The sequence below is a fragment of the Borrelia tillae genome, assembly GCF_055693965.1.
Window position 1 is genome coordinate 349,847 of record NZ_CM146346.1, and the last position, 21,845, is coordinate 371,691.

Consider the following 21,845-nt stretch of genomic DNA (forward strand, 5'->3'; position numbering starts at 1 on the left):
TCTTTTCTAAATCTTTAAACATCCCCTAATATAACTGGCACTCAAAATAGCTTTCTTTCCATTTTTTAAACTAATCTTAATAAATTGTTCACCATCTTGACACCATTTGTCAATAATGAATCCATCCTCACCATTATAAGTTATATAATCTCCAATGTTAAAGCTTTTAACACAATTTTTTGAAACTAAATACTTAAAATTATTTTTTAAACCTTCCGGAACAAAAACAATATCATAATTTTCTTTTTTAATATCCTGAAAAAATACTGACATGGCTGTATTTCTTAGCATCCCTCCAAAAAACCTATGCAAATTCATTGTGACAATAAGTTCAGATTTAGCCCGCGTAATAGCAACATAAAAAAGTCTTCTCTCTTCCTCAAGTCTATCCGCAGTTAATACCTCAATTTCAGCAGGCAAAAAACCTTTCTCAAGACCAGATATTATCACTCTATCAAACTCAAGTCCTTTAACTCCATGAATCGAAGAGAGTAGTACACTAGACTGAAAATCTCCATGAATTAAGGGCGAAAGAGATGAATTTTCCAAAAATATTACAAGACCATCTAAATTGCCGGAGTACTCAACTCCACTATTAATAAGTTCATCAATATTCCTAGATTTTTCTTCCTTATCAAGTTTTTGATAATAATCCCAAAATCCAAATCTAATTACAACATCGTGAATAAATCTCGATAAACTTACATAAAAATCTTTTTGTATCTCTATTGCTAGTTCGTCATACAAATCTAAGAAAGCCATAAGAGAATCTTTTGACTTACCCTTAAGACTTTTAACAACTCTTTTACTTGCAAGAATCAAATCAAAATCAATATCCCTATCATTTAATATCTCAATTATTTTATCTGTAGTAGTTTTTCCGATTCCTCTAGCGGGCTTATTTATGACTCTTAAAAAAGAAATCTTATCCCTTTTATTCACAAAAAGTCTTAATAAAGAAATTATATCTTTAATCTCTTCCCTTTCATAAAACCTAATTGAACCCAATACTTTATGTGGGATATTATTTTTTAAAAAAGCTCTCTCAAACTGTAAAGATTGATAATTAAACCTATAAAGAATTGCTGTCTCAAGCTCATTTTTTAAAAAATAATTAGCAAAATAATCAGCCTCTTCTGTCGGGTTTTGAAAAACAAAAAATTTTACCTTTCTTCCCATACTATTGTCTGTAGTTATTATCTTCTCATATCGATTCTTATTCTTTGAAATAACATCATTTGCAACATTAATAATACTTAAACTGGAACGGTAATTTTGTACTAGATGATACTTAGATACGTCTTTAAACACTTTTTCAAAGTCAAGAATATTTTCAATCCTGGCTCCTCTAAAGGAATAAATGGACTGATCTTCATCTCCTACTACCATAAAATACATATCTTGACAATAAAGCTCTTTTAAAAATAAAAACTGTAAACAATTAGTATCTTGATACTCATCTACAAGAATGGCTCTAAATCGCCTCTGCACTCTTAGCTTTATATTTTCACATTCTCTTAACATTAAAGTAGCTTTCAGAACAAGATCAGCAAAATCAAAAGCATTGTTTCTGGATTTTGCTTGATCATAAAACTCAATATCCCTACCTTTTTTGACATCAATCGCACAAGAACAACCACAGTCACATAAAACACAACACTCTTTATGCTTAAGTATACAAGACGCCTTAGCCTTTGAAAGTTCAATGGTTGAAGCAAGCCCAATTTGTTTAATAAATCTTACAACGTCATTGTTATCCCAAATTGTAAAATTTGAATCATAATTCCTATCGAATTCTTTAAAATAAACTCTTAAAAGCCAAACACAAAAAGAATGAAAGGTCTGAATATGAAAAGTCCTATTCAAATCAAAAAGATAATTTAATCTTGAATTCATTTCATTTGCGGCTTTATTTGTAAATGTTAAAGCAAGAATTTCATCTGGTCTTAAATTCTTTTCTTTTATTAAATAAGCTATCTTGGCTGTTATAACCCTAGTTTTGCCACTTCCTGGACCTGCTAAAACTAATACAGGTTTTTTAGTATCATCAAAAACAATTTGCCTCTGAACAGAATTTAACCCAAAAAGAAAGTTTTCTATCCTGTCCATTAGTAAATTTCAGAAACTTTAAGATCAAAACCTCCAGGGGTTTTTAACCAAAAAAATTGCACTGCCATTATCTCTCTTCCATAATTTTTCAAAATAGAAGTAATATCTTTACCTTGAAGGACAATATTAACATCTGAGAGTCTCGATAAAAACAAAATTAAAGACTTTCTGAAATTTAAGCGTAAAGGAATACCTTTAGATGCAAGCAAAGATTTGCCATAAAGGCTATCTTCATCAGCATATCTTAAAAATGTATCATTTAAAAAATTAATTTCTAAATTAACAGATGAAATATCCTGAGCAGAATATAAAGTAGGATACTCACTAATTGTCCTACTCTTAGGACCACTGACTTCAAATCCCCAATTTAAAATATTAAACCTACTAGCAAGACTAGTTTCAAGTACATACTCAATATTGAGCATAAAAAATTCTAAACTTACATGAGCCTTCCTAATATCACCTTGAGAATAATTGTCATATACAATTTTAACTTTGATATCATCATTTAAAGCTATTTCTTGAGACTTACCTAATTTAAAAACATAGCCTCCATTCTTCAAATTATTTTTTTTAATAACCAAATCATCATTCACAAAAAAGACCTTATATTTTGCAATAATGTCTCCATATCTTAAAGATAAAAAATCACCATCTCCAAGGGCAACATTCCAAAAATTTTCTCTATCAAACACAATTTCATGTACTTCTGCATCTCTCTTTGTAATATGATTTGTTTTAAAAATTTTACCTACAAATTGTTTAACCCCACTAAAATTCAAAATTAAAATAATCAGTAATACAATAGTCATTATTCCTGCTATTATTTTAATAGTTCTATTAAAATTTATCTTTGTGGCATCTAAGTACTTACTCCCAAGTCTACTTTCATTAATAAAATTTGGACTGGTACTATGATTTTCAATCTTAATTCCAATATAACTACTATTAAGTCTTCTTTTATATTCTTTAAAAAGAGAGGAAACATACCAAATATCAACTCCTAAATACTCACTATAAGTTTTCAAAAATCCCACAGCTAAAACTTCATTTGGAAACACTTCGATATTAGAATCTTCAAGTGCCTTAAGATATTTAACAGAAATCTTAATATCATCAGATATAATATCAAGAGTTAAACCCTTATCAATACGGGTCTTCTTTAAAAAATCGCCAAATCTAATGAAATTATTTCCTTCCATCCTCTAATACCTCAAATTTTTTTAATATCGTATAAAAAATTATCCACCTTATTTGAAGTTTTCGGCAAATCATACTTAAATCTACCATCAGAAATCCCAACATTAAACTTTACAGACAAAAGATCAATGATGATTTCACGACCACCACCTGTAGGATAAGCAATAACTCTTCTCATCGCACCATTTGGCATAAACGCAATCATAAAAGAATCAATCGTAGCAGCACCTTTATAAAGTCGCCTTGAAAAAGTCAATTTCATAACACTCTCTGTACTCCCCCCTGATTCATCAAGAGGTTCTAAATTGGGAGAATTAGTATAAGACACACTATATTCAGTACTTAAAATATTCATAAAACCACCGCCCCCTTTTCCTATAGTCAACTGTTGTCTAAAAGATGTACCAAGGGATGGTACATAAACCGTTAAAACTTCGCCATCACTTACAAACACTTGATTATTTGAATCTAAGTTAACAATAAATTTATCGGGAAATTTATATAATAAGGTTCCTGTTTGCTTTAACCCTTTTATATTAAGACTAATTTTGGCTTGAATATCTTTTATATCTTGATACTTTGAATAAATATCTTCAAAATATTGGTTAGAAGACACTTGAGAAAAAATCAAACAGGGGCATAAAATTAATATTACTCTTTTCATTATAAAAACTCGTATATCATTTAAGTTAAATTAACCCTAAATTGCATAGCAAATAAATTTTAAGTTTTACTTTTATACTTATTAAGTGTAACTTGCTATAATTAAATATTATCTATAATATACCATTTTACAAACTAATAATAAACAATATTTGGTAAAAGACAGAAAGGAAAACAATGTCATTAAACTATAGCGAAATCAATGTACTACTTAAAGAGCTTCCATTAAGAAATTCATTTTTAAGAAAGATAAAACAACCCAATCACAAAATTTTAGTTATGGAATTTTATAATAAAGATATAAAAGATATAAATGAAAAAAAATTTAATGTATTGATTGCTCTAGACTCCAAGAAAACAAGAATGCATAAAACAAGTAAAAAATTTGAAAATATCAAACCCCCTTTAAGATTTTTTGAATTCTTAAAATCAAAAGTCCAAAATGGCAAAATATCTGCAGCATATCAAATAAAAAATGAAAGAATCATTTTAATTGAAGTACTCAAAGATAAAACAACCATTCTGCTCTTCATAAAATTATGGCCATCATCTCCCAATATAATTGCAACAGACACAAATTTTAAAATTCTTGATGCATATTATAGAAGACCAAATTCAAAAGAAATTACAGGTGAAATATTCACAACAATCAAAAAAATTATTGAAAATAATGATATAACTGATAAACAAGAAATCAAACTCAAAGATGAATACAATAATGAACTGTCTTACTCTGAATTCATTGAAAAGTATTACGATAACTTAGCAATAGAAGAAACACAATTACATAACATAGAACTATTTAAGAAAAAATATGAAAAAGAAAAAATAAATTTAGAAAATAAAATAAATTCTCTGAAAAAACAAATAAACTCAACCGAAGAAATTGAGAGTCAAAAAGAAAAAGGAGAAATGATCTTGTTAAATATTAACAAAATAAAAAAAGGAATGAATGAAATTACTTTAAACAATCACAATGGAAAACAAATTAAAATAATGTTAGATCAAACATTGCATCCTCAGGAAAATGCCTTAAAATATTTTAAAGAATATAAAAAAAATAAAAATTCCATAAAAATCATACAAGAACAATTAGAACATGCACAAACACAATACGACATATTACTATCCAAAACAGCTTATATAAACGAAAAAGACTGTATCATCTTAGAAAATGAAACGCATAAAAAACGAAAAACTATAAAAAATATATCTATTGGACTCCATTTTTCCTCTTATGGATTTGAAATTGTAGTAGGCAGAAACGCAAAAGAAAATGATGAACTTCTAAGAAGTTGGGCAAAGGGAAACGATTATTGGTTACACACAAGGGATTATCCTGGTGCTTACGTATTTATCAGAAATAAAAAGGATAAAACACCTCCTTTGGAAGTATTAATAGATGCTGGTAACTTATGTGTATTTCATACAAAACGCGCAAGACAAACAGGTGAAGCCAGCCTTCATTATACTAATGTTAAACACTTAAGAAGAGTCAAAGGTGGTAAAAAAGGACTTGTAATACCTCATAGGGAAAAAAACTTAAATATTAAGTTAGATGCAAAAATATTGAGTAAACTAAAAAATAAGAATTAAGTTTGTAATACTTATTTGCAATAAATGTGGATTTAATCTTAAAATACAATGACTAGTTTTTCAAAAAGATTGTTATTGAAGATTAAAAAGCATAAAATTTAAGTACAATAGTAGATACTGTAGTGTAGGAGACAAATATAATGATACAAAAATTAACAAAAATAGTAGCAACAATATCTGACCTTAGATGTGATCCAGAGCACATAAAAGAGCTATATGAAGCAGGGGTAAATGTAATAAGACTCAACACTGCTCATCAAACTCACGATGATGCAATAAAGGTAATCAATAATGTAAGGCAAGTTTCAAATAAAATAGCCTTAATGATTGATACAAAAGGTCCAGAAGTCAGAACAGCCAATATTGAACAACCTATCATCGTTAAGATAGGAGACAAAATAACAATCTCAACATCTCCTATCAATGATCCTAATACATTTCAAACTAATTATAACGGATTTGTAAATGAAGTTCCAAACGGATCAAAAATCCTTATTGATGATGGAGAACTTGAAATGATTGTTATTGAAAAACTTGCAGACAGATTAATCTGTGAAGTTAAAAATGATGGTCAAATCAAAAATAAAAAATCAATCAATACACCGGGTATTTCACTTAAACTAAAATCCGTTACTGAAAAAGATAAGGGATTTATTGAACTTGCGGCCAAATATAATATTGATTTTATTGCCCACTCATTTGTAAGATATGCAAAAGACATTCAAGACGTTCAAGATGTATTAAACGCTGCTGGAAACCCAGAGGTTAAAATTATTGCCAAAGTTGAAAATCAAGAAGGAATTGATAATATCGAAAACATCGCAAAAGCTGCTCATGGAATCATGGTCGCAAGAGGTGATATGGGAGTTGAAATTCCTGCTGAAGATGTTCCTTTAGCACAAATTAAAATAACAAAAACCTGCATTAAATATGGAATACCTGTTATTACTGCAACACAAATGCTTCACACAATGATTGAAAATCCAAGGCCCACAAGAGCAGAAGTGTCTGATGTTGCTAATGCAATTTTAAATGGTACCGATGCTATTATGTTATCTGGTGAAACGGCTTATGGAAAATACCCAGTCGAAGCTGTTAAGATGATGACTAAAATTGCTATAGAAGTTGAAAAATATAGAGAAAAAACACTATTTCAAGATGAGATTTTCTGCAGTAAAAAACTTATTAGAAACTACATTATTAAATGTGCAATTGATGCAACCAAAATAATGCCAGTTAAAGCTATCATTGTTGATTCACTCAAGGGAAGGAGTGCAAGAATAATGGCGACATACAGAGCAAGTGTGCCTTTATTTATTACAACAAATAACGCAAGAATAGCAAGAGAATTATCACTCTCCTATGGTGTTTATTCCAATCTTGTAGAGCATAACTTCAAGGGAACAAACGAATTTGTAGCAACTTCTATTGAAATGCTTAAAACGCAAGGGATAGTTAAAAATTCAGATATCATAGTAATTATCTCTGGAAATCCAAATAGAGATACCAATAAAGGTACAGAATTTATGGAAATAAATACAGTAGAAGAATCAATTAAAGGACACAAAGTATAGATAAAATAAGGCATAGTTTAGTTGATAACATATTTTATTCAACTAATACTTTTCAAACATTATTAAATCTAAATAAAAGAAAAACTCATAAAGCACTACTGACAAGTTATGGTGACTATGAGTTTTTCTTAAGTAAGATTGATTTATTTCAAAAGCTAATAACACATAATACAAAGAACGTATTTGTATTTTCACAAACAAAAGAAAATTCAAAGATTAATATCTCAGATCATAAAGCTTGGAATTTCTTTAATAAAACAATTGATGTAAATCTAGATATAATTAACCTAATGAAAAATATGGAATTTATAAACATAGAAGACAAAATAATACAAAATGATCATAAAATTGAACTTGTATTAAATTTCGTTAAGGATATAGCACAAGACATAAAAATAATCCCCATTATCTTGGGCAAACCTCACAATCAAGTCTTAATAGAATTTAGTAAATTTTTAAAGCCATTTGTAATAGAAGAACAAAATTCCTTTATATTTTTATCTCATTTTACCGCACGCTCTACGAACTTAAATAAAACCATTCAATTGGCAACAACTTTAAAAAAACTCTTAAACACATTAAATTTAAGCTCATCCACTTTCTTGGAATATCACAATACGCATAAAATATTGCCTGAAAATATAAGCGCAATAACAATAATACATAAACTTTTTCAAAGTTTTGAATTTATAGACTACAAGCTTATTAAGAACGATAATGAATACTTCATAATAGAAAACATATTAATAAACTGAAAATTCACAATAGAAAACATATTCTTAAACAAAATCTTTTAATCTTTTGCAATTTTTCCTCAAAAAAACACTAAGACCTACCTTTGCAATACTTCTTAAAGCACTTGCAGAAACCTTAATATTAACATTTTTACCAAGTTCAGGAACAAAAAATTTCTTATTTATTAAATTCACTTTAAAAGTCCTCTTGGTCTTTACGCCAATATGTTGTCCTCCCCCACCCTTCCGCTTAGCGAGTCCTTTTCTTGGAACATTGTTTCCAAACATCGTCTTCTTGCCTGTTATTTCACATTCTCTTCCCATATAAATCTCCTAAACTGTATTTTTCTTTTCTAGATATAAATCCATTAGCTTCAAAAATAAATTCAAACTATCAATTATATTTTTAATTATATTACCAAAATTCGTATTATTACCACAACTTTTTATAAGATCAATATCAAGTTCTTTCCAATTATAAATAAGTTCCTTTTCTGAAGAAGGTTTAACATAATCTTCTAAACAATCCTTTAGACGTCGCTTTAAGGAATTTATTTTTAAATAATACGAATCTAATAAAGCCAAAGCTTTCTTATTAACGTCTGATATGATATTAAGCAGCAATTTTTCTGATGATTTGTCGCCAACAGAAACTCTATGCAAAAGAGCATTTATTCTCTTTCCATAAGTACCCTGTTCTCCGAGATTATTATCAAAATCAGTAAGACCCGTATAAATACTAACTAAAGAATGAATATCATTGGAAATATCCCTAGATACTTCCATATCTTTCCATTGTCCCTTAATAATAAGAATATTAATAATATCACTTAAATCTTTTTTCAAAAAATTAACTGCATGAGTTTTTAAATAACTTAAAATATCAGAATAAACATATCCAGTAGTACTAACAATTCTAGATGTAATCTTAGAATTCATATGCTCATTATAATTATCTAAAATTGAAAAAGTAACTCCAGGAAATAATTTTCCTGCCAAAATCCTAGATTTGCTATTTTTTTGGAAAAGTTCAATTTTTGATATCTCATTTGAAACATGCTTAGAAAGCTCACTAAAAAATAATTTTGCCTTAGCTTTAGATTTCTTGATACCAGACATAGGCAAATAATCAGGATCACCACTAACATACCTTATAAGATATAAAATTTCTTTAGTTTTATTTATCTCAATTATAGAAGTTATCATTTTAAGCCAAATATTTGGCTTAAGAGGAAAATTATCCCTATCTCCATATACCTCTAAAAGAATATCGTATAGATTCCTCCAAACAGAAATATCCCTAATAGAATAGATACACTCCAAAAAATCTTTAATATCATCAAGAATAACACCACAACTAACCGCATTAAACCTTGGTTTATATATAAAATCACCTTCTGGAAACAAACTATCAAAATTTTTTATAATCGAATAATATTGATATGAAGCCAAATCAAAAAAAAGATCCAAAGCTCCACAAGTTTCATCTATTAACCTAACTTGTTCTTGGCTTATTCCTTTTAATAAGTAGTTCAAATTTTTCTCTAAATTATTAGACATATCAGGTGTAAAATTGACTGCATCATTAGCTGAAAAAGAATAAATACATTCCAAAGCTTGTCTTTGAGGATCACTTAAATACTTTTCAACAACAAAATGAATTATTTTATTTGAGTTACGATACCTTTGTATAAAAAACTTAAAAGGAAAGAAAGATCTATAAAAATTATAGATAAACTTAGCAAATTGAGGCAAGGCCTGAATTTTTGAAGCATTAAAAAAATTACCTGATTTACTTAAAGTACTTTTCACTTCTTTCAATCTCCTTTGCTTAATTTGCTCAGGAGTAAGTTCCCTTCCGAAAATAGAAACTAAAAAATCAACTAAACCCAACCTTAGCCACTCTCCCTTTTAGAATAAAATACACAACTTTTAAGTAGACCTAAAATTATAAAATAACTATAAAAATTATACATAATTTATTGTAAAATGGAAGGAAATAAAAGAAATAATTTTATATGTGCATAAAAAATTCAACGTTAATCATAATTTTCACTTTAATTTTTAGTTGCTCTCAAAATAATACCATAACTGTATTAACTGATAATAAAATTATTCCATTATACATAAATCAATTCAATATCCAAAACCAAGCAAGTTTCATAATTAAATATAAAAAACACATTAACATGCAAATGATTAATGAAGAGGGTGCACAAATAATTATCTCAAAAAATATAGACAATATAAACATAACCAAAAACTTAAAAAATATTCAAAAGTATTATTATTCAGACTATCCAATATTAAATAATATAGCCGAAAAATTTGCATACAGGATTGCTCCATTAAGCTTTGATATTCCGATATTAATATATAAAAATGAATATGACATACAAAAATATATCAATGCACAAAATATCAAGGAAATATACAAAAACTTCCAAAAGAATAAAAAAATTTTTATCTCTCCTGATATTTCTGAAAACTTATTTTACATATTGTCTGAAATCAATGGTGTAAATTTTCATTTTAGCAACAACAAACCATCATATGATGAAAAAAAGATGTCAGACATGATCAATTATTTTCAATCTTTCATAGATGCAAATGAATTTGCATTACACAAAAGTTTCTCAGAAAAATACAAATATTTAAATTTAGAAAAAATATTACTTCAAGATAAAACTATCTTAGTTGCAGGATTAACCAACTTAGCCTATTACCATAGCTTAAATGCAGATATTAAAGATAAAATCAATTTTTCATACCTGATCAATAATGAAAAAAAATCATTGATATGTAACATAAATTTTATTGGGGTTAAAGAAATATCACAACCTATAAAAAAATTCATTCAATGGATACTAGACAAAGAAACACAAAAATCTCTAATTAAACTTAAAGGGAAAGCAAGATTTAATGAATATTTTGGCTTTGTAAATGGATTTACACCATATAAAGATTTGAACTTAAAATTAAAACATACATTAAAAGAAATGCCTTTGTTCATTATAGATGAAAACCACATAAATCAAACTTCATACATCTTAAATACAGAACAAATAAACATAGAAAATCGCATAATCAATGAATTATTTCTTACCCACACACACAAATAAATCTTAAGTAAATTGGACTTTTTTATAATTAATATTCACGATATACAATACAATAAAAAATAAAATAAAAAAAATCAGAATAGACGCAATATATATATTAGTAAATATATGAATTAAAAGAGCTATTAAAACCAATAGCAAATAATTTATGAAAAGCGAAATAATACCTGAAAAAACAGCTATTATTAAAGCTATAATAAATACCACAAATTTTGAATCAAATTCAAAATTTATCTTAGAAGCCACAGCAATAAACAAAACGCCTAAAAAAACTAATAAAATAGGACTTATCATTAAAAAGAGCCCTGATGAAAAAATATTGATCAATCTTAAAGTAAAGATTTGAATTTGATTAAAAGCAGTTGGAAGAACTTGAATGGGTAAAAAAATATCACCCTTATCAGAATTAGCAAATAATCGCAAATTATCAACATCTTTATCAATGTCAACAATACTTGGACCTCTTAAATCAAAATCTGTAAGTGATACAATCACTTTAGTAGAAGTAATAGCACTATTTTCATCCCTTTTATCTAAAACATTTTGATAAACTCTGTTTCCTCTAAGAGTAGCAAACGGTACCTTAATATGTAATACAATATTACCTAAGCTATTAAATCTAATAAGTTCAAAATTTTTAATCATTTTAACATAAGAAGAAACACTATCTATAACCTTTTGCATATAGATATAATCATAATTTTCATTACTAGCATCACGTTGAAATAAAAACACATCATTAATACCATAATGTTCATAATATTTTTCAATCTCATCAAAGAAAAAATACTTAGTCTTAAGCTTTTGTAAAGACTTGTTTTTATAACTTAAGATCTCATTATCATTTGGAAATAAATTATGCAGCCTTGAAAAACCATAATATGCGGTTTTAAATTTCTCTGTATTAAGATACAAAAAATTTCTTTGTTTTTCTTCAAAAACTGAAGATTTTCTTTCAATTTCAACATTTTTATGTTCATTAATGGCCTTGAAAGTTAAATCTAAAAGTGTAACAAATTCATTATCTTTAGTTGAAACAAATCCCACATAAGCAAAATAATTGGCTGTAGAATAATCACCTTTATCAATTAATTCATCAACAATATTCTGAAGATCTCTTTTTGTTAAACTTTTAATCGGATACATTGTAATGATTTTTTTAACTTTTTCTAAATCAATATCATAAATAGGCATTCTATCATATTCAGACTTGGTTAAGTAATAATTAATTGAAAGTTCATCATTGTCAGAAATAAGTCTCATCTTCTCATACATCCTAAGCAACTCTTCAAGATGTTTTCTTTTCTGTTTCAATATTTCCATGAACCCATCTATATCTAATATCTTATTTGCAGATGATAAATTTGTATCTATACCCTTAAGTGCATTATCTATCACACTTGCTTGGCCCGCAAGGAAATTATATCTCTCATAGTTATACTTATATTCACTTCTCTGGGCAACAATATAAGACATAACAAAGTTGAAAATAAGCATAAAAACAATACCCATTATAAAAAACAAAAAGATAAATGGGTAAAGTCTTTTAAAGAGATATCCCCTATATTCTCTTAAGTAGACTCGTGTCTCATTTTTAGCTAAAAAAATAAAATAAACTAAAATAAAAAAAATAAAAAACCCATTAAAATAATGATAAACATTTACAATGGTATCGAAAAATGTAGCTATTAATATATGTTTGTCTAAATAATTTGCTCCAAAAAAATATGTATAACAAAAAGTCAATCCAATAAATAAAAATAAAAAAATAACAAAATTACTTAAAAATGTATATACTTCTTGTTTCATATTTAACAAATCAATTTAATTAAACCTATTATCAAAATCTTCATTCATTTTGACATACCCAAAAATAAAATTAACCAAATAAGTAGAAAAGAAAGTCAACAAGCAAAAAACAAAAGGAATATAAGCAGAAAGCATAGTCTCTCCAATAATTAAATTCAAACTCTCAGGAAATTCAATTGAATAAGTATTATAAACTTTAAAAAATAGCATAATAAAAATAGGATAAAGAAATAAAGATACACTATCTAAAAATATAAGATTAAAAATATAAGAAAATGAAAATAAAAGCAAAACAAATCCCAATATGTTAAAAATCAAACCAAAAGGTTCTAAAGAAAACAAAAAATTATTTAAAGCATCTAAATCATTAAAAACATATCTAACTATATCATTATATAATTTTTGAGTAAAAAATATATTTTTATTAAAATGAATGATATCCGATTCAGAAAGATCTGAATTATATGAAAAATTTTTGAAATCTCCGTTATCAAAATCATTATATTCAACTTTTAAAACACCTTTAAACCCAAGTAAGTTAACATCATCACTATAAAGAAATATCTTATCATCAAAAAAATGCACTACCCCATCTTTCATATCCCTCTCATATCCGCTATAAGAGTTCAAAAATATAGAATTAAAATTAACAGATGCCAAAAATCCAACATAAGATAATAACAATATAAAAACCAAAACAACGCCATAAAGATGCTTAGACACGCGTAATGTCTCTATACTAAAAGGGCAAGCTATTCTCATAAAAGTTGCAACTAGAGAGAGAGGAAAGGCATAAAGATAAGACTCATAACAAAGTTCAAAATTCATAATAGAAAGGTTTACATATAAAAACTTATATCTTAAGTAAAAGGTACAAAGAAAAATCAAAGCAAAAACAACAAATATAACAATGAATCTACAAGATATTAAGAAAATAAACCTCAAAATGGGCAACATAATAAATTCCTACAAATACAGACGATCCTAAATATAAGAATAAACAGTCTAAGATTTTTCCATAGACAAAACTTCCTTAATTTTTTGCTTAGCTTCTTCAAAACTAATCTGCAAAGCCAAACTAATTTCATGTTGTAAAATTACTTCAAAATCATTTAAAATCCTTTTCTCATAGAAGGGTAATTCTTTCTGCATAGACTTTGTATATAAGAATTTATATAACTTAGCAGTATTTAATATATCACTTTGTTTATAAAAATCATGACTGCCATCTTTGATTTCTTTTGATCTATTTGACCCTCAAAATCTTTAATAACATCAAAAACTTCTTCTATCTTTTCCTTGCTAACTAAAGCCCTAATGCCAAGATCATCCGCTCTAGAAACTGGAACCATAAAGGTCATTTCACTAAATGGGAAATATATCTCATAATAATCGATAAATTCACCATTAAACTCCTTATTTTGAATATTCTTTATTTTTCCCACGCCCTGCATTGGATAAACTACAGCTTGATCTAATACAAACGCCATCGCCTTACCTCATATAAATTCACCAATATATGTTATTATATATATAAGTCAAAAGAAATCATAAAAATACGCTTAAATTAGTCCTAATACCAAATTTATTTATATAAAATAAATTTTCAAGATAATTACTACCACAAAAACTTATTATCATACTAGGAGTAAGTTTATTGATATTGGCGAAAAACATCTCCTTATTCCTTTTAACAGCTTTCAAATCATAATAACCAATAAAGTTAATCTCTTTATGAGATTCTTTTAATCTTAAAAAATTCCTCTTAGAAATTACCTTATCTTTATCAATAATATAACACGTTTTATATGTATTTTCCAGTACACTCATTAAAACAAGTAAAATAGAATTCGAATCATAAAAACCAACATCTACTCTTTTAAAAAATTTACAAAAAATTCGTAACAACCCAGAATTTGAAAAAACAAGTGAAGCACTCCTCACAAGATTTCTGAATTTTTTGAAAATAAAAAATTTTATCACAGATTTACAATCAATGAAAATAACCATTGAATGGTATGGATGGGACACAAGATATTCGCATCGATTAATCAATTTCTCGTTGCTTTTAAATACATCTATTGGAACCCCAAAAAAATAAATCCTATCCGGTTTTGAATATATGTCTTTTAGATTAGCCACTATTACCCTCTAATAATAATTTAAAATGAGCAAGCGAATAAACAATAGCCGTGTCTGCTCGTAAGACTGGGGTATTAAACCTTACAAATCTAAAATTTAATTTTTTAAAAAAATCCATCTCTGACTTTGAAAAACAACCTTCAGGGCCTATTAAAATCCCAACTTTACCAAAATCACTAATACCATCGCCACAACCTAGTAGTGTACCTTCACTATGGGCAACATAATAATTTACAGATGGAGAATAAGGAATGCTAAAAAAATTCTTATAAAAATTAATAATAGGTACTTGAGTATTGCCACTTTGCTTCAAAGCTTCATCAATCACTTTTGAAAACCTTGAACTTTTAAATTCTAAATCATTCATATCTATTCTCGCAACAGAATGCTCAGCATTAACAATATTTATCTGATCTACTCCTATTTCAACGATTTGTCTTAAACTTAAATCCAATTTTCTACCCTTAAGACTAGATATAAACATACTTATTTCAAAATCACGTTTATTAAGCTTATCCACTCTAAGCGTAGAAAGCCTAATAAGATTATCACTTATGCTATAAATCTCAGCAAGTCTAACTTCTTTTCCCTTTAAGAGAACATTCAATGTATCTCCTACCCTAAGTCTTCTTACATCAATAAGATAATGATAGATCTTAACATCATCAATAATGATATCATTGCCAAACAAACAACTAGCATCTAAAACTATTTGCTTCACAAATTAATTACGTGTCCTATTTAAAAGATATTCATAAGCGACTCTTAAAGGCTCGTCATAACGCAAACTATAAATTGGCATTTCATTATGCGTATCTTGATAAAATTGTCCAAACACATAACGTTCTAAAATATATTTATCTAAACGATATGATGGATTATTTTTAATAAGATTATCAACAAAAGCTTCTATTTCATCTTCAGAAATTGATTTCTTATTTTTTCTGCTATTTAAGAAGTTTTCTACTAATTTTTGATCAATAATTTGCCTATATATCAAGATCTCCGCATCAGTTAGTTCTTTATCTTTAATTTCTAAATCAGGCTTAATCCCAATATTATGAATACTCTGTCCAGAAGGGGTATAATATTTTGCATTTGTAATCTTAAATCCTCCCGTATAGAAAGGTACTATACGTTGAATTAGTCCTTTACCATAAGACTTTTCGCCTATAACATAAACCCTATTATTATCCTTTAAAGCTCCTACCAGAACTTCTGATGCTGATGCTGAGTGTCTATCAATTAAAACAACAATTGGCATGTTCAACGGTACTATATGTGAAGAAGTAGACTTATGTTCTATAGGGAACTTAGAATCTCTTGCTCTTGTTGTCACAATAACACCCTCAGTTAAAATATCATCCGCTATTTCTATTGCATCTTGTAGATACCCCCCAGTATTAAACCTTAAATCTAAGATCAAAGACTTGATATTCTGAGAATTCAGTTTTTCAAACGCTTTTTTAAAATAAATGTTAGTATTTGGATTAAAACTTAATATCTTGATATACCCAACATCTTCATTAATAACATCATACTTAACAGTTTGTATATCTACTTTTTCTCTAACAAGTTCAAGTTCAAAATTTAAATCTTTACCTCTCAAAATAGAAACTTTAACCTTTGTGCCTGCTTGCCCTCTTAAAAGATTGCCCACTTGTTCCATTGTCATTAAAGCAGTACTCTTTCCATCAATAGCCGTAATCTGATCACCTGACTTAACTCCGGACTTATAAGCAGGACCTTCCTCAAAAGCAGTAACAATTATGACATAAGGAGAATCAGAATTATCAGACTTAACAGAAGGATTTTTTTTAACGATAGATACACCAATCCCAACATAATTTCCTTCCGTAGTTTTTGAAATCTCAAACAAATCTTCCTTTGTTAAATATTGGGAATAAGAATCATTTAATGCCTTAAACATACCCTGCAAGGCCCCTTCAAAAATAACCTCATCATTAACAGGTTCAACATAATTTTTCTTGATAAAATTAAAAGCTTCCATCATCATCTGACCATAATTCGATACAGAAATCTTTCCTTTAGAAAAATTTTCTTGCGCAAATACGGATTCTACAATAACTGCAGAGCTAATGCTTAAAACTAATACAAAGTATACAAATATTAAAGATTTTTTTTTCATTGAATAATTCCTACAAAAATAAAACTTGATTTTATCTTCATAATATAATATTTTAAGATTATGTTAAAGACAAGTAATCCAAAAACAAAAAGAATAATTACATGCCTTATTCTTATTTTGCAAACAATTTCAAGTATCTCCATATTAACAGCCCTATCTATACTTATTGAGAAAACAATAATTATGCACAATTATTCCATCAAGTTCATGATAGCATTTATAATCTTTTCTCCTGAATTATGCATATCAATGCTTACAATGCATTATCTGCTCTATGAACGATTCAAAATTCTTAACAATTTAATCAACATAACAAAAACTTTTCAAATAATAATGAATGTTTTGCTTATTATGTTAGGATTTGGTTTGAACGTACTCGATGTATATCAATTATGGGCATATCAATCATGGTTTCTTGTCTTTTTAGGAATAATAACAATAAATTGCACTATACTGAACACAATAATTTTAATTTTAATCAGAGCAAAAGACAAAATAACGGGGTAAAGATTTGATTATCATTCCTGTAGCCAGCGGAAAGGGGGGTGTTGGGAAATCTCTTTTTTCAACAAACATTGCAATTTGTCTTGCAAATGAAAAGAAAAAAGTATTACTTGTAGATTTGATCTTGGTGGTTCAAACCTACACTCCATGTTAAATATCGCACCCAAAAAGAGCATTGGGACTTTTCTTAAAACAAAACTTTCTTTTAAAGATGTAATAATTGAATCGGGGATAAAAAATTTAAGTTTTATTGCAGGTGATTCAGATATCCCAGAACTTGCAAACATAGCCATCTTCCAAAAAAAACAAATAATAAATAACTTAAAAAATTTAAATTATGATTATCTAATAATTGATCTTGGTGCTGGAACGACATATAACACAATAGATTTTTTTCTCATGTCAAATCGAGGAGTAATAGTAACAATTCCAACAGTAACAGCAACAATGAACGCCTATTTATTTTTAAAAAACACAATCTTCAGACTTATGTCAAAAGTATTTACAAAAGAAACAAAAGCATACAAACTAATATCTGAAATAAAAAAAGATTCGAGTGATTTGCAAAAAATATATATACCCAATTTATTACTTAAGATAGAAACTTATGATCCTGAAACTTATGAAAAATTTATGAAAATATTTGCTAAATATAGTCCTTTCATAATATTTAACATGTTAAGTACACCTGATGACATTAAGAAGACTGAAAGAATAATAAAATCTGCTAAAAATTATCTAAACATCAATTTACAAAGCATAGGTTCAATTTATACAGATGAACTTATTGATAAGGCATTAAACTATAAAATACCAATAACAATTTACAAACCAACAAGTTTAGCTTCTAAAAGCATTAAAAAGATCGCAAAAAAACTAATTGAACTTGAAACTGTAATAAATGATGTAGACTTTTTAAGTGAAGATGATCTAAACGAAAGTTATTATTGCGTAATCAAAGAGGCACAAAATGAATATTTAGAAAAACATTCATATCTTAAGTCACTATTAATGAATAAAACAATAGATAATAATGCAATTATTGATATAATCAAATCGCAACAAGAGGAAATTACAACACTTAAGAAACAAAATATGTTATTTAAAAAAAAATTATTTGCACAATTACAAAAAGACTATAGGGAGGGGTAAAATGCCAAATTACATAAATTATCCTAGTTGGGTGCATCCTGAAATAATTCAAGGTATCCCAATTTCATGGTATAGTCTATCTTACATTATAATAATAACCATTTGCTGGAAATTTATTTGGTATCAAATACAAACCGATAAACTTGATATAGAAAGAAATGATTATGAAAAATTAATGATTTCAATTGTCTTAGGGGCATTAATTGGGGGACGGCTAGCATCTACCTTAATTTATGATAAAAGTGGAATTTATTATACACATCCATGGCTAATTTTCTTACCATTTGATCAAAACTGGAATTTCAGGGGATTTAGAGGAATGGCAATACACGGGGGATTTTTCGGAGTAATTATTGCACCAGTAATAATGATCAATACTAAACTTAGAAATACAAATGTAAAAAAATATTTCAGAAAGATAACAGACTATGGCTCAATAGCCTTTTCTTCAGGATACATGCTTGGACGGCTGGCCAACTTTGCAAATGCAGAACTTTATGGAAGACCGATGAAAGGAGGAATAATATTTCCCAATGCAGAACCTTTTCAAATAAGTCAAAAAGGAGTAAAAGAATTCGCAGCATCAGTTGGTCTAGAAATATCACCTCATAACATATTTATCAACCTACCAAGAATTCCATCACAACTTATTGAAGGATTATTTGAAGGGCCTGTAATCTTCTTACTATTATGGTTTGTTTTTAGGAAAATAAAAAAATATGATGGTTTTATATTTGGAGTATACATTATTCTTTATGGGATATTCAGGTTCCTCATTGAGTACCTAAGAGAACCAGATAAAGAAATAGGATTTGTTATAACTTATAAAAAGCCTGAAAGCATATTAGACTTTTCATTTTTAAACATATCAATGGGACAAATATTTTCATTAATTTTAATCGCATCAGGAATCGTTTGGCTCTTATGGCTTAAAACAAGACCAGAAAGAATAAAAAAATAAATCATAAAACATAGAATAAAATATAGATTTATATCAAAATTAATATAAATTTATTTAAATAAGATGAAAGACACAAATACTATCATAATATCTGAAGAACCTATCATCGGTCATGATGTTACAAAGATCAAATCTATTTTTAAAATATCAAAGATAATAAAGTCCAGAAAAGATATCTCGAGTGCACACATCAAAAAAAATAAAATTAAATTTGCCATTATTTATAATCCTATTAAGAGACCAATAGATTTTTCAATCAATATTGCAAATGACTTAAAAAGTATTAATAACATTCACTCTATTATCATAAGCAATAATCCCATAGATAATAACGTAATATATAAGCCGAATTACATAGAAATATTAAATAATATAATCGAATTAAACGATAAACATAAATTAATACAACAGAAAAAAACTTATTATGACAATACTAATGCTAATCTTGATTTTTTCTTAAATCTATCTGAGCTTATCCAAGAAATCGTGATCATTACAAATACTGATAATGATATTATCTACATTAATGAAAAAGGTAGTCAAGAACTCGAGTTACCAATAAAAACCAAGGGAAAAACAAATAAAATAAGTGATATTAATATCATAGACTTAAACAGGGAAATAAAAATAGATTTAGATTATAATATAAACAATATTCCTGAATTCAAAAACATACTAATAACCAACTGCCTTTTAAAGGCTAAAAATAACAAGAAATTAATGGTAGATTTATTTATTACTACAATTGCTCAAAATAACATTGATAAATTAATTACAATAAAAGATGTATCAAATTTAAAATCCAAAAATACTACTCAAGATATTGACACCACCTACCAACAAACAGAAATATATAATATTAACGAACTTGAAAAGTTATTCATAAACCAGATTGAATTTTCTTACAAAAAAACATATCTATTTGACTTAGACCTACACATCAACACAGAATGCGAAATAACGGGCAATAGAGGAAATGTAGACCTAAAAATACTTAAAAAAATTACTTCCAGAATAATGTCATTCTACTCAGAATATATATTTAGATTAAAAGATAATAATCTAATAGTCATTATATCCACAAGCGGAGATGAACAAAGACTAATTGCAATCGCAGAAGAAATCAAAAAAACTATCTCCAAAGAACTTGGTAAAGAAGGTTTTATAATATTTAAATTTAATATAGGAATAATAGAAATAAACTTAAAAGATGACATAGAAAAAAAGCTTGCAAAACTAAAAATAGCAACAAAAATATCTGATGAATACAGAGATTCTACACCTATTTTATACAAAGATGAATTACCAGAAATAATACTCATAAAAAACCAAAATAAAATATTTGAATATATAGTAAAAGCAATAAAAAATGATTTCTTTAGTCTCTACTATCAAAAAATTACCCCTCTTAAACAAAACCTAAAACCTAAAATCGAAATCCTAACAAGACTTTTTGATCACACAGGAACTCCTATCCCAAACAGCGATGTCTTTAATTTAATAGATAAGTATAACTTAACCGTCGAAGTGGATAAATTAATAATTACTAAAGCTTTAAAAGAATATACAAATTTTGTAGCAAAAAATGGTACTCATATTTTTTCAATCAACATTTCACCATATTCGCTCAAATCTAAAAACTTCAGAATGTTCTTAAAAGAAACACTTCTTAAAAGCCATATTCCTCTTCAAAATATATGTTTAGAAATAACAGAAACTGGAATCTTAGAAAATTTTGAATTGATCAACACATATCTCAAAGAACTTAAAAGTTTTGGTATAAAACTTGCGCTTGATGACTTTGGCAGTGGATATACATCACTCTCATACATTAAAATCTTGCCAATAGATATCATCAAAATAGATGGCTCTTTCATTCAAGTAATAAATTCTAGTCAAATAGATCTTGTAATAATAAAATCAATAAAAGATATTGCCGATACAAAAGGAATAAAAATCATCGCTGAATTTGTATCGAGTGAAGATATACTGAAAAAAATAAATGAAATAGGAATAGATTATGGGCAAGGTTTTTTGTGGCATAAACCAGAGCCAATCTAGATTATAACAAACTAAACTATAATAAAACTAAATTTATTTATGTTAAAAACAATTCAAAATCTTAACCTC

Annotated in this window: 16 protein-coding genes and 2 pseudogenes; 7 read left to right on the forward strand and 11 right to left on the reverse strand. The window is 27.3% G+C overall.

What is annotated here, in order from left to right; all coding sequences use genetic code 11:
• Positions 1–6: 6 nt before the first annotated feature.
• The 3 genes from ACWUD1_RS01725 to ACWUD1_RS01735 are packed head-to-tail and all read right to left on the reverse strand — an operon-like array spanning position 7 to position 3,973.
• Complete coding sequence (locus tag ACWUD1_RS01725) at positions 7–2,109, reverse strand: ATP-dependent helicase (protein ID WP_472756814.1); 2,103 nt, start codon at positions 2,107–2,109, stop codon at positions 7–9.
• On the reverse strand, positions 2,109–3,311 hold the full coding sequence (locus tag ACWUD1_RS01730) for a helix-turn-helix domain-containing protein (RefSeq protein WP_472756815.1): 1,203 nt from the start codon (positions 3,309–3,311) through the stop codon (positions 2,109–2,111). Before ACWUD1_RS01730 ends, ACWUD1_RS01725 begins: the two co-directional genes overlap by 1 nt.
• A gap of 11 nt (positions 3,312–3,322) precedes the next feature.
• Entirely contained in the window at positions 3,323–3,973 is a 651-nt protein-coding gene (locus tag ACWUD1_RS01735) for a LolA family protein (RefSeq protein ID WP_472756816.1), read from the reverse strand.
• Positions 3,974–4,149: 176 nt separating this feature from the next.
• Here ACWUD1_RS01735 and ACWUD1_RS01740 point away from each other — a divergent pair, with 176 nt between their 5' ends.
• The 3 genes from ACWUD1_RS01740 (at position 4,150) to amrB (ending at position 7,897) form a co-directional block, all read left to right on the forward strand.
• Positions 4,150–5,568: an NFACT RNA binding domain-containing protein gene (locus ACWUD1_RS01740; RefSeq protein WP_472756818.1), complete on the forward strand. Its 1,419-nt coding sequence runs from the start codon at positions 4,150–4,152 to the stop codon at positions 5,566–5,568.
• 140 nt (positions 5,569–5,708) lie between these two features.
• Complete coding sequence (gene pyk, locus ACWUD1_RS01745) at positions 5,709–7,142, forward strand: pyruvate kinase (RefSeq protein ID WP_472756819.1); 1,434 nt, start codon at positions 5,709–5,711, stop codon at positions 7,140–7,142.
• A 5-nt stretch (positions 7,143–7,147) separates the two neighbouring features.
• Entirely contained in the window at positions 7,148–7,897 is a 750-nt protein-coding gene (gene amrB, locus ACWUD1_RS01750) for an AmmeMemoRadiSam system protein B (protein WP_472756914.1), read from the forward strand.
• 24 nt (positions 7,898–7,921) lie between these two features.
• Here the strand turns inward: amrB and rpmB are convergent, their stop codons facing one another.
• Both rpmB and ACWUD1_RS01760 read right to left on the reverse strand, forming a co-directional pair.
• Positions 7,922–8,200, reverse strand: a complete 279-nt coding sequence (gene rpmB / locus ACWUD1_RS01755; RefSeq protein WP_472756820.1) for a 50S ribosomal protein L28 — start codon at positions 8,198–8,200, stop codon at positions 7,922–7,924.
• A 9-nt stretch (positions 8,201–8,209) separates the two neighbouring features.
• On the reverse strand, positions 8,210–9,769 hold the full coding sequence (locus ACWUD1_RS01760) for a hypothetical protein (protein ID WP_472756821.1): 1,560 nt from the start codon (positions 9,767–9,769) through the stop codon (positions 8,210–8,212).
• 125 nt (positions 9,770–9,894) lie between these two features.
• On the opposite strand from ACWUD1_RS01760, the gene ACWUD1_RS01765 reads away from it, so the two are divergent.
• Positions 9,895–10,998, forward strand: a complete 1,104-nt coding sequence (locus ACWUD1_RS01765; RefSeq protein ID WP_472756822.1) for a hypothetical protein — start codon at positions 9,895–9,897, stop codon at positions 10,996–10,998.
• A 3-nt stretch (positions 10,999–11,001) separates the two neighbouring features.
• Here the strand turns inward: ACWUD1_RS01765 and ACWUD1_RS01770 are convergent, their stop codons facing one another.
• The 6 genes and pseudogenes from ACWUD1_RS01770 to ACWUD1_RS01795 all read right to left on the reverse strand — a co-directional run bounded on the left by ACWUD1_RS01770 (position 11,002) and on the right by ACWUD1_RS01795 (position 17,098).
• The gene (locus ACWUD1_RS01770) at positions 11,002–12,807 is read right to left on the reverse strand and encodes a hypothetical protein (RefSeq protein ID WP_472756823.1); all 1,806 of its coding nucleotides are present in this window, start codon (positions 12,805–12,807) and stop codon (positions 11,002–11,004) included.
• A gap of 15 nt (positions 12,808–12,822) precedes the next feature.
• Complete coding sequence (locus ACWUD1_RS01775) at positions 12,823–13,764, reverse strand: hypothetical protein (RefSeq protein ID WP_472756824.1); 942 nt, start codon at positions 13,762–13,764, stop codon at positions 12,823–12,825.
• Between the two features lie 48 nt (positions 13,765–13,812).
• Positions 13,813–14,297: pseudogene (locus ACWUD1_RS01780) on the reverse strand (CarD family transcriptional regulator).
• 58 nt (positions 14,298–14,355) lie between these two features.
• The gene (locus ACWUD1_RS01785) at positions 14,356–14,949 is read right to left on the reverse strand and encodes a hypothetical protein (protein WP_472756825.1); all 594 of its coding nucleotides are present in this window, start codon (positions 14,947–14,949) and stop codon (positions 14,356–14,358) included.
• Positions 14,942–15,670, reverse strand: coding sequence for a 16S rRNA (uracil(1498)-N(3))-methyltransferase (locus ACWUD1_RS01790; RefSeq protein ID WP_472756826.1), 729 nt, complete (start codon positions 15,668–15,670; stop codon positions 14,942–14,944). The genes ACWUD1_RS01785 and ACWUD1_RS01790 overlap by 8 nt, the downstream gene beginning before the upstream one ends.
• Before the next feature lie 3 nt (positions 15,671–15,673).
• On the reverse strand, positions 15,674–17,098 hold the full coding sequence (locus ACWUD1_RS01795; protein WP_472756827.1) for a S41 family peptidase: 1,425 nt from the start codon (positions 17,096–17,098) through the stop codon (positions 15,674–15,676).
• Between the two features lie 511 nt (positions 17,099–17,609).
• On the opposite strand from ACWUD1_RS01795, the pseudogene ACWUD1_RS01800 reads away from it, so the two are divergent.
• The 3 genes and pseudogenes from ACWUD1_RS01800 (at position 17,610) to ACWUD1_RS01810 (ending at position 21,776) form a co-directional block, all read left to right on the forward strand.
• A pseudogene (locus ACWUD1_RS01800) lies at positions 17,610–18,754 on the forward strand (P-loop NTPase).
• Position 18,755: 1 nt separating this feature from the next.
• Positions 18,756–19,715 (forward strand): prolipoprotein diacylglyceryl transferase, encoded by a 960-nt coding sequence (gene lgt, locus ACWUD1_RS01805; RefSeq protein WP_472756828.1) that lies wholly within the window; start codon positions 18,756–18,758, stop codon positions 19,713–19,715.
• A gap of 63 nt (positions 19,716–19,778) precedes the next feature.
• Positions 19,779–21,776, forward strand: a complete 1,998-nt coding sequence (locus ACWUD1_RS01810; RefSeq protein WP_472756829.1) for an EAL domain-containing protein — start codon at positions 19,779–19,781, stop codon at positions 21,774–21,776.
• The last annotated feature ends 69 nt before the right edge of the window (positions 21,777–21,845 follow it).

Bases quoted from the DNA above. Each gene is read 5' to 3' on its own strand.
- ACWUD1_RS01725 (WP_472756814.1), bottom strand. From the start codon at position 2,109: ATGGACAGGATAGAAAACTTTCTTTTTGGGTTAAATTCTGTTCAGAGG.
- ACWUD1_RS01730 (WP_472756815.1), bottom strand. From the start codon at position 3,311: ATGGAAGGAAATAATTTCATTAGATTTGGCGATTTTTTAAAGAAGACC.
- ACWUD1_RS01735 (WP_472756816.1), bottom strand. From the start codon at position 3,973: ATGAAAAGAGTAATATTAATTTTATGCCCCTGTTTGATTTTTTCTCAA.
- ACWUD1_RS01740 (WP_472756818.1), top strand. From the start codon at position 4,150: ATGTCATTAAACTATAGCGAAATCAATGTACTACTTAAAGAGCTTCCA.
- pyk (WP_472756819.1), top strand. From the start codon at position 5,709: ATGATACAAAAATTAACAAAAATAGTAGCAACAATATCTGACCTTAGA.
- rpmB (WP_472756820.1), bottom strand. From the start codon at position 8,200: ATGGGAAGAGAATGTGAAATAACAGGCAAGAAGACGATGTTTGGAAAC.
- ACWUD1_RS01765 (WP_472756822.1), top strand. From the start codon at position 9,895: ATGTGCATAAAAAATTCAACGTTAATCATAATTTTCACTTTAATTTTT.
- ACWUD1_RS01770 (WP_472756823.1), bottom strand. From the start codon at position 12,807: ATGAAACAAGAAGTATATACATTTTTAAGTAATTTTGTTATTTTTTTA.
- ACWUD1_RS01775 (WP_472756824.1), bottom strand. From the start codon at position 13,764: ATGTTGCCCATTTTGAGGTTTATTTTCTTAATATCTTGTAGATTCATT.
- ACWUD1_RS01795 (WP_472756827.1), bottom strand. From the start codon at position 17,098: ATGAAAAAAAAATCTTTAATATTTGTATACTTTGTATTAGTTTTAAGC.
- lgt (WP_472756828.1), top strand. From the start codon at position 18,756: ATGCCAAATTACATAAATTATCCTAGTTGGGTGCATCCTGAAATAATT.
- ACWUD1_RS01810 (WP_472756829.1), top strand. From the start codon at position 19,779: ATGAAAGACACAAATACTATCATAATATCTGAAGAACCTATCATCGGT.